Origin of the sequence: Muriicola sp., assembly GCF_041567615.1 — a bacterium.
GTDB lineage: Bacteria > Bacteroidota > Bacteroidia > Flavobacteriales > Flavobacteriaceae > Muriicola.
Window position 1 is genome coordinate 1 of record NZ_JBFGBM010000113.1, and the last position, 8,813, is coordinate 8,813.

Here is an 8,813-nt window from a genome sequence, read left to right on the forward strand (position 1 = left end):
CTTTTTATTTGGGTCATCAATCACGCATATTTGAAATCCCAAATCTTACCAAACATAGCCAACAAAAAAGCTCCCTCAGTTCAGGGAGCTTTTTGATTTTCTCAATTAGGAATTTCTCACTCGTCCTCTTCTAACAGATCGATCACCTCATACCCGTCCTCAATGGCCCGGTAGAGGGTCTCATTCAGTTCGTAGGTGGTGATCCCTTTGAAATCCATTTCCTCGGCATCCTCAGGAAGTTCGGATACAACAGCTCCAATGGGTGCGGCCACTACTTCGTATTCATCGTTGATATTCCTGTAAAAGACTCCCGCTGAATAATAGAAGACGGCTCCCCTGACCATCAGACGGGTCAGCGCAGGTACGGCCCTTACCCGAAAACCCCTGGGAGGAAAAGCCCGGACGTAAGCTCCCCTTCGGGCGATGTAATACATGCCTCCTACGGGATAGTAGGACATATTGCGCCAGACCACGGCCCTTGTATTAGCCGGCAGCCTTCTCAAGGTTCGGCGTCTGACCCTTCTTTTCTTTCTTCTGATCTTTCGTTTCGCAGGCCTGTTTACCTTCACCACCCTGGTGGTAGTAGTTCGGCGTGCGACTACCTGGGCCTCCGCCTCAGGGGCATAAAAGAAAAACATCAGTAAAACGGCTGTGGTGATAAGTTTCCAGTTCTTCATGGGTTTGATTTTGGGTTATCCTGTATTTCCCTGTGACTCCCGGTCGGGAAAAAGGTTTAATCGTATAACCCAAAACGACAGGCACCGCCATTTAGTATGACTATTGCGGACACCCCGTTTATGAAGGGACCTGAAAACTACCTGTTCTTTTTCTGCTGCTCGGCCTGTTCCATCATTTCCCTCATCTTACGCTGGAATCGGTTCTCCTTCTTAGGCTTGGCCTTGTTGAGCTGAATCTGTGCATGGATCTTATCCTCGTCGAGGATAAATCGCTTGATGGCCAGCATGATGAAGATGGTAATGAGGTTGGAGACAAAATAGTACAGGCTGAGTCCACTGGCATAGTTGTTAAAGAAGAACAACATCATCAGGGGAGACAGGTACATGATGAATTTCATGTTCGGCATACCCGGCTGAGTCTGCATGTTCTGCCCGGTGGTCATCATCATATAGATAAAGATGGCGATGGATGCCAGGATAGGGAAAAGGCTCACGTGATCCCCGTAAAAGGGGATAGTGAAAGGCAGTTGTGCAATCGTATCGTAAGAAGACAGGTCTTCCGCCCATAAGAACGACTTCTGCCTGAGGGCAAAGGAGGTAGGGAAGAACATGAAGAGCGCATAAAAGATCGGCAATTGCAGCAATGCCGGCACACACCCACTCATCGGACTCACACCCGCCTTGTTGTAGAGCTTCATGGTCTCCTGTTGTTTCTTCATCGCATTGTCCTTGTACTTCTCGCTGATCTCCGTGATCTCTGGCTTCAAGACCTTCATCTTGGCCTGAGACAGGTACGATTTATAGGTAACCGGAGACATGAGCAATCTCACGATGATAGTCATCACGACGATGGCGATCCCAAAGGGCAGGAAAGAACTCAGGAATCCGTAGAATGGGGTAAACACATGGCGGTTGATCCATCCAAAAATCCCCCATCCATAGGGAATAGATTCTACCAGCCCCAGGTCCTTGTATTGCTCCAGCACATCAATGTCTGTAGGACCGTAGTACCAGTTCATCGCATAGGACAATTCCCCTCCTTCCAGCTCCAGAGGAGCCTTGGTCGTATACTCCTTGGTGAACCTGGCCTCTTTGCTCTCTTCCTCCACCAGGTTCTTTGAACTCAGTTCTACTGTTTTAAAAGGTGTATTTGTGGTAAGGATGGAACTGAAGAAGTGCTGTCTGTAGGATAGCCATTTGATGTCTTCTTCGGTTTCTTCGTCATCGCTGGATTCGGACAGCTTGCTGATCTTACCTCCCTCGTGATTATAGGTAAGTCGCGTATACCGGTTTCCGTACTGAATACTCTTGTTGTGCCGGATCCCTTTCAGTTTCCAGTTCAAGGTTACGGGCCGACTTCCATTGATCACCCCGCTGAGGCCCTGTGACCTGACGGTGAATCCCAGCAGGTATTCCCCCGGTTTGATCTCATACCTGTATTCCAGGAATTGCTGGGGCGATACCATGGCTTTCATGGAAAGCACCTTGTTCTCTCCTTCCTGCCTCAGGGTAGGTTCAAAAAAGAGATCCTTCGTATTCAGAACCCTGTTATCGGTGGTCGTAAAATTGAGGTCGAACAACGCATTTCCATCCTTGATCAGGTAGACAGGGATGGAATCATAGGTGATGAACTGCTTGAGTTTTGCCTGGGTGATCTGTCCACCCCGGTTACTGATCTCCAGATAAAGGACATCGTTTTCCAGGACCGTAGTCCCCTCTTCCGCCGGAGTGAATCCGAATCCACCGATGGTATTCCTGTAGCTGGCCAGCGCCGTCGAATCCTGAAGGTCGAGTACAGGAGTTTCGAGAACCGGGGCAATCACTTCTTGTTCTTCAGACTTTTCTGCTTCCTGCTGCTGTTCTATTTTGGCCTTCTGGGCCTCGATCTCCTCCGGGGTCGGCTGGTTCTGGTAAAACCAGAATAAGAGGATCCCAAAGATCAGGACAAAGCCGATAATCGAATTAAGGTCTAGTTTTTTTTCTTCCATGAAACTTGTGTCGTATCTACCTCATTGAGCCGAATGCATCAGCCCGAGAACTGTCTGTGTGATTTTCGCGAGTGCAAATATAGGTCCAATTGAACAGTTTACGCCAAACTGGCATTGGTTTGTTGCTTTTTGTGCAGCTGAACAGCCTTGACAAACCCGACGAACAGGGGATGCGGGTTGGCAACCGTACTCCTGTATTCCGGGTGGTACTGCACCCCGATGAACCAGGGGTGGTCCGGCAATTCAATGATCTCCACCAACTGGGTATCCGAATTGATCCCCGAGGCGATCAGCCCGGCCTTTTCAAACTGCTCCTTGTAGGCGTTGTTGAATTCATATCTGTGCCTGTGCCTTTCCGAGATATGGATGGCTCCGTGGTATACCTTATGTACCAGACTGCCTTCTTTCAGGTCGCATGCCCACGCGCCCAGTCGCATCGTTCCCCCTTTGTTGGTGATATGCTTTTGTTCTTCCATCAGGCTGATGACGGGATGGGGCGTATTCTCGTCCATTTCAGTGGAATTCGCTCCTTTCAGCCCGAGAACATTGCGGCCAAACTCGATGACGGCCATCTGCATACCCAGGCATATACCGAGGAAAGGGATTTCGTTTTCACGGGCATATCGAACGGCCTTTATCTTGCCTTCAATGCCTCTTTCCCCAAATCCGGGAGCGACGAGGATCCCGTCCAGGCCTTTCATCTTTTGTTCAAAATTGGCGTGGGTGATGTGTTCCGAGTGGATAGACCTCACGTTGACCTTTACCTCGTTGATCGCCCCGGCGTGGATAAAGGATTCCAAAATGGACTTGTAGGAGTCCTGGAGTTCCACGTATTTCCCGATGAGTCCCACGGTAACTTCACTCTTGGGGTGCTTATGCCTGTCCAAAAATTCATTCCACTGGGTGAGGTCCGGAGGGGTGTCATCTGGCAGGGCCAGTTTCTTCAGGGCAACTGTATCGAGTCCTTCCTCGTGCATCATCACAGGCACATCATAGATGGTTGAAGCATCTATGGACTGAATAACGGCCTCTCTCTTCACATTACAGAAAAGGGCCAGTTTCTCTTTGATTTCATCCGAGAGTTCATGCTCCGTGCGGCAAACGAGGATATCGGCCTGGATCCCGCTCTCCATGAGCGTCTTGACAGAGTGCTGTGTAGGCTTGGTCTTTAGTTCGCCTGCAGCCGACAGGAAGGGTACGAGGGTAAGGTGAACCACGATGGCATTGTTATCCCCCAGTTCCCACAGAAGCTGGCGAACGGATTCGATATAGGGAAGGGACTCGATGTCCCCTACGGTTCCCCCTATTTCAGTGATCACGATATCGTAATCCCCTGTCTTACCCAGGAGCTGAATGCGCTCCTTGATCTCGTTGGTGATATGGGGTATGACCTGTACGGTCTTGCCTAGGAATTCACCCCTGCGTTCCTTTTCGATCACGCTCTGATAGATCCTTCCCGTGGTCACATTATTGGCCTGGGAGGTCTTCACGTTGAGAAATCGTTCGTAATGCCCCAGGTCAAGGTCTGTTTCAGCCCCGTCATCGGTGACATAGCACTCCCCGTGTTCATAAGGATTCAGGGTACCCGGATCGACGTTGATATAGGGGTCCAGTTTCTGAATAGTGGTCTTGTATCCGCGAGCCTGGAGAAGTTTAGCCAGTGAGGCCGCAATGATGCCTTTTCCCAGTGAAGAAGAAACGCCTCCCGTAACGAATACGTATTTTGTAGCTGCCATCTCGCGATTCTTGGTTACGGGATACAAAGATAAGAATTGCAATGGCAAATCCCCGGGAATACCGGGCTAAAACTTTCCTGATTTATAAACAGGGAAATAACATACCCGTTTTAAGGTTACAGAGCCATTCTTTTGATTTATTCCTTACCTTTTCAGGAATTCTAAACCCATTTTTCCATGAAGAGGAGATCCTTTATCGCGTCGGCAGCCACAGCCTCGGCCGGGATGATGGCGCCCGGCCAGCTCTGGAGCAGGGACGATCGGAAACACCCCGTACAGGAACTCAAGGGTAATATCAACCACAGTGCTTGTTACTGGTGTTACGATTCCATACCCCTGGGGAAATTCCTTCCTGAACTTAAAAAGCTCGGGGTGGGGGCCATTGATCTTGTAGGCCCGGCCGACTGGCCTTTGCTTAAGAAATACGGAATCCACGCCAGTATGTGCTGGGGTGCTGAACTCAACCTTACAGACGGCTGGTGCGACCCCCAATTCCATCCAAAGCTCATCGCGAGTTACAGCGCTATGATCCCTAAAGTAGCCGAAGCCGGGTATACCAACCTGATATGCTTTAGTGGCAGCAGGCGGGGAATGCAAGATGAGGAAGGACTACAGCATGCAGAAAAAGGCCTGAAACAGGTCCTCTCCCTGGCAGAAGAGCACGGAGTTGTCCTCCAGATGGAATTGCTCAATTCCAAAGTAGACCACAAAGATTATATGTGCGACCACACCCCCTGGGGCGTCGCCCTGTGCGACAGGCTGGGAACCGAAAATTTTAAACTCCTGTATGACATTTACCATATGCAGATCATGGAAGGGGATGTGATCAGAACCCTGGAAACGTACAGCGATTACATCGGCCACTACCACACCGGCGGAAATCCGGGTCGGCACGAGATCGACGAAACGCAGGAGCTCTATTACCCCGCCATTATGAAAGCCATCGTAAAGACGGGTTTTAAGGGATATGTCGCCCAGGAATTCATCCCGAGCTGGGAAGACAAGATCGCTGCTCTCGAACAGGGGGTCAGGATCTGTGACGTCTGAGAATTGATCAATCCCGTGTAATCTTCAGGGATTCGGCAATCATACGGTTCCATTCCCTTTGCTTATCCTCTGCCCTGGAATAATTCGTCTCTGCGTCATACCGCCTTTGGAATTCACGCATCTCTTCGATGGTCTCGTTGTAGATCGCCCTCATCTCGGCCTTGACCTCAGAGGTGAATCGAAAACCTCGGATCTTTTCCCTCATCCGGCGGGCAAAAAGTTCGGAGATATCAAAATGCAGCTGTTCGTGGCTCAGGATATTGGCATTAGCCAGTTCGGGCCGATACCAGGACGATTCGGGATAAAAGTAAGACGCCACGCTCCAATCGACCTTCATCTCCCTTCCTTCCTCCATGGCCGAGAAACTGTAAGCTATACCGCTGGCTGTGGTCGCGGCGACCTGCGAATCTGCAGGGGGCAGTGCCTTAAAATCGGACCAGGATAGACGATGGGCGGGATCCCATAAAATGCCTGGGGCTTCCTGCCCTTCACACAGACTGGAAAAAACACCACAAAGCACCAGGAATGATACTTTTATTCCCCCCAATGGAATTCGATTTTCTTTTCGATATCGGGATGAATGCTGTAGAGAACCGGGCAAGTGCGGGCAGTATGTTCCAGTATGGTCCTGTTCTTTTGCGAAAAATGTCCGGGCATATGTAATTTCACATCGATCCCGACGATGCGCCTTGGATCTGCCGCCATATGCTTGGTCACCTCAGCATAGGCTCCGTCCAGATCGGACTCCCAGGTCCTGGCCTTGATTCCCATAACGGTCAGCATGCAACTGGCTAGGGCTGTGGCCACTGTATCCGTAGGCGAAAAGGCCTGTCCAAGTCCGTTGTTGTCCACCGGGGCATCCGTGATGAATTCATTACCGGATCTCAGGTGAACACAGGTAGTCCGGAGGTTTCCGGTATAGATTACTTTAGAGGTCATTGGAAACCGGGTTGAGTTGTACTACACGCATATTCTCGTATTTCATGATATACGTCGCCAAATTGAAATAGCCCGATGAGAGCATCCGGGTATAATCGAATTTGTTTCCCGTATATTCCGTGAGCCCGATCAGGTTTGAAACAGTGAACAGGTCCGGCTTGAAAGCGAGTTTAAGCAACAGGTCATAGGTGAGGTCGAATCCCCTCACGGCGTATTTGTCAGGCTCCCCTCCAAAACGGTTACGGTAACGTCTCACAAAAGCGTTGTTGCTAACTTCCCTGTCGATGGAGGGATAGGTGAAATTGAGCTTGGAGAGATGAGAGACCGAGATCACCTCATTCTCGAATGCCTTGTTCTTGTTGGTGGTGAACATTCTGACGCGCGTCGTATCAGAGATGGCCGAATTCAGGATGGAGGTTACACTGGACACCAGTTTAAAGTTGTCCGTTTCCACCAGGACCCAGTTGTCCTTCTCTATACTGAGCATATTGGTCAGGGCCTCTATGTCTACGGCTATGTTCTTTTCATTTTCTATGACCTTCAGGGACCTGGTCCCAGGAAAACGCTTCTGCACAATGGCACGGGTAGTGTCATTTTTGGCATCGCTGATCACAATGATATGCTCATCGATCCGTGTACTTTCCATATAATCCAGCATTTTGTTCCTCAGGATACTGTCTGAAGGAACGGAGAAGAATACATGGGGCGACTGCAGATCGCTTCGGGAACTCAGGGGAGCCACAATGGGAAGGTTGTAAGGCTCTGCCAGTCTGGCCACCTCCTTGAGGACATCGGCCTGGAGCGGACCTATGATGGCCTGGTAAGCGGACAGGTCCTCCCGTGCCAAAAGGGTCCTGACGTGGGTCGGACTCAGTTCTGTGTCAAAAGTGCGCACGTTGACGGAAATCCCCAGGTCTGCGAGGGAATCCACCGCTACCAGGGCGCCGCTGTATAGCCCCAGGCTGTATTTCAGGGCGTTACTCCTATTAATGGCCCTCTCCGTGGCCGCGATACTGTCCAGGTTCAGCCTGTTGATCCTGAAGGGCAGCAATACCATGACCCTAGGCCTGTTAACCCGCCTGATACTGTCGAGGAGATTGATCTTGTCCAGGACAAGGGAATTGCGGACCTCCAAAGTGCCGGCTTTTTCCCTGGGCAGTTTCAGGATCATACCCGCTTTGAGGCCACGGTTCAATTCGGGGTTAAGTGCTAAAAGTTCGCTGTATCCGATCCCCAGTTTCCGGGTAAGGGAAAATTCTGTCTGTTTGGGCTTTACTTCGTAAAAGATGTAATTCTCTGCATTGACCTCCTCGGTTTGGACTTTCTTCACAGGCAACCTGAGAACCATTCCTTCCTTGAGTCCTCCCTGATCCAGAATGGCGGGATTGAGCCTTATGATCTCTTCAGAGGTAATCCCGTATTCTCCACTCAGACTGTACATAGTCTTTTTAGCCGGGACGGTGTAGGATTCATAGATCTGCACCTCCTGCCCATCCACCGTGCTGCCGGGGCGCCTGGGAAGCAGGAGTTCCTGTCCGATGGCCAAGTGGTTTGTCGACTCTTCCAGGCTCGGATTCAGGGCCAGCATACTGTCGATGGTAATCCCGTATTTATGGGCGATACTCCACCGTGTTTCCTTGGGAGCAACCGTGTAGGTTTCAAAATCTTCAGAGTTGTACAGGTCCTCTTCCTCCTCGATCTCAGGGAATTCGGGGATCCGCAATCTCATTCCCTTCTGCAGTGGGGTGCTGTACAATTCCTTGTTGTACCTCTTGAGGTCGTCCTCTGTGATCTCGTACCTCCTGGAGATCCCGTATAGCGTTTCCTTTTTGCGCACCCTGTGGGTCCTGAAACGTATGGGTTTTCGCTCTTCTTCCTGTACTATCTTTTTAGTTGCATCAGGGGTTTTTTTGGCTAATTCCTCAAAGGGATCCGAGACGGATGCAGCTTCCTGAAGAGGAATGACCAAAATTGTGTTGGGTTTGAGAACATCCCCCTGTTTGAGCTCTTTATTGTACTTCAGGATGTTGTAAGGGGTTACCCTGTAAAGTTTTGAGATGCTGTAAAGCGTCTCTCCTTCTTTTACAGCGTGGGTCTTGAATTGCTGCGCCTGTACCTGAAAGGCGAAGAATAGTAAAAAGACCAGGAAATTCAGTGCTTTCATCATCAATATATACGGTTTATTCCCACTCTATGGTTGCCGGAGGCTTGGAACTGATGTCATAAACCACCCTGTTGACCCCGGGCACCTTGTTAATGATGTCGTTAGACATTTTCTGGAGGAACTCATAGGGTAAATTTACCCAATCCGCTGTCATACCGTCCGTACTTTCCACGGCCCTGAGGGCTACGCATTTTTCGTATGTGCGTTCATCCCCCATGACTCCCACACTGTGGACCGGCAGGAGCATGGCTCCGGCCTGCCA

Annotated in this window: 7 protein-coding genes and 1 pseudogene; 1 reads left to right on the top strand and 7 read right to left on the bottom strand. The window is 50.3% G+C overall.

Annotated elements, in window-relative coordinates; all coding sequences use genetic code 11:
- Window positions 1-116 precede the first annotated feature (116 nt).
- The 3 genes from ABYP73_RS08785 to ABYP73_RS08795 form a co-directional block, all read right to left on the bottom strand.
- Complete coding sequence (locus ABYP73_RS08785) at window positions 117-677, bottom strand: DUF6515 family protein (protein ID WP_372974069.1); 561 nt, start codon at window positions 675-677, stop codon at window positions 117-119.
- A 137-nt stretch (window positions 678-814) separates the two neighbouring features.
- The gene (gene yidC / locus ABYP73_RS08790; RefSeq protein WP_372945556.1) at window positions 815-2,665 is read right to left on the bottom strand and encodes a membrane protein insertase YidC; all 1,851 of its coding nucleotides are present in this window, start codon (window positions 2,663-2,665) and stop codon (window positions 815-817) included.
- A 98-nt stretch (window positions 2,666-2,763) separates the two neighbouring features.
- Window positions 2,764-4,401 carry a CTP synthase gene (locus ABYP73_RS08795; protein ID WP_372974070.1) on the bottom strand — a complete coding sequence of 546 codons (1,638 nt, stop codon included), beginning with the start codon at window positions 4,399-4,401 and terminating at the stop codon, window positions 2,764-2,766.
- A gap of 177 nt (window positions 4,402-4,578) precedes the next feature.
- Here ABYP73_RS08795 and ABYP73_RS08800 point away from each other — a divergent pair, with 177 nt between their 5' ends.
- Window positions 4,579-5,448, top strand: a complete 870-nt coding sequence (locus ABYP73_RS08800; RefSeq protein ID WP_372974071.1) for a hydroxypyruvate isomerase family protein — start codon at window positions 4,579-4,581, stop codon at window positions 5,446-5,448.
- Between the two features lie 7 nt (window positions 5,449-5,455).
- On the opposite strand, the gene ABYP73_RS08805 is transcribed toward ABYP73_RS08800, so the two are convergent.
- The 4 genes and pseudogenes from ABYP73_RS08805 to ABYP73_RS08820 all read right to left on the bottom strand — a co-directional run.
- Window positions 5,456-5,995, bottom strand: coding sequence for a DUF922 domain-containing protein (locus ABYP73_RS08805; RefSeq protein WP_372944708.1), 540 nt, complete (start codon window positions 5,993-5,995; stop codon window positions 5,456-5,458).
- Window positions 5,983-6,387, bottom strand: a complete 405-nt coding sequence (locus ABYP73_RS08810; protein ID WP_372944707.1) for an OsmC family protein — start codon at window positions 6,385-6,387, stop codon at window positions 5,983-5,985. Before ABYP73_RS08810 ends, ABYP73_RS08805 begins: the two co-directional genes overlap by 13 nt.
- Complete coding sequence (locus ABYP73_RS08815; RefSeq protein ID WP_372974072.1) at window positions 6,377-8,554, bottom strand: LysM peptidoglycan-binding domain-containing protein; 2,178 nt, start codon at window positions 8,552-8,554, stop codon at window positions 6,377-6,379. The genes ABYP73_RS08810 and ABYP73_RS08815 overlap by 11 nt, the downstream gene beginning before the upstream one ends.
- 13 nt (window positions 8,555-8,567) lie before the next feature.
- Window positions 8,568-8,813: pseudogene (locus tag ABYP73_RS08820) on the bottom strand (GMP synthase (glutamine-hydrolyzing)); the annotation flags it as partial.

Coding starts and splice junctions, on each gene's coding strand:
- ABYP73_RS08810 (WP_372944707.1), bottom strand. CDS start 6,387: ATGACCTCTAAAGTAATCTATACCGGAAACCTCCGGACTACCTGTGTT.
- ABYP73_RS08815 (WP_372974072.1), bottom strand. CDS start 8,554: ATGATGAAAGCACTGAATTTCCTGGTCTTTTTACTATTCTTCGCCTTT.
- ABYP73_RS08800 (WP_372974071.1), top strand. CDS start 4,579: ATGAAGAGGAGATCCTTTATCGCGTCGGCAGCCACAGCCTCGGCCGGG.
- yidC (WP_372945556.1), bottom strand. CDS start 2,665: ATGGAAGAAAAAAAACTAGACCTTAATTCGATTATCGGCTTTGTCCTG.
- ABYP73_RS08795 (WP_372974070.1), bottom strand. CDS start 4,401: ATGGCAGCTACAAAATACGTATTCGTTACGGGAGGCGTTTCTTCTTCA.
- ABYP73_RS08785 (WP_372974069.1), bottom strand. CDS start 677: ATGAAGAACTGGAAACTTATCACCACAGCCGTTTTACTGATGTTTTTC.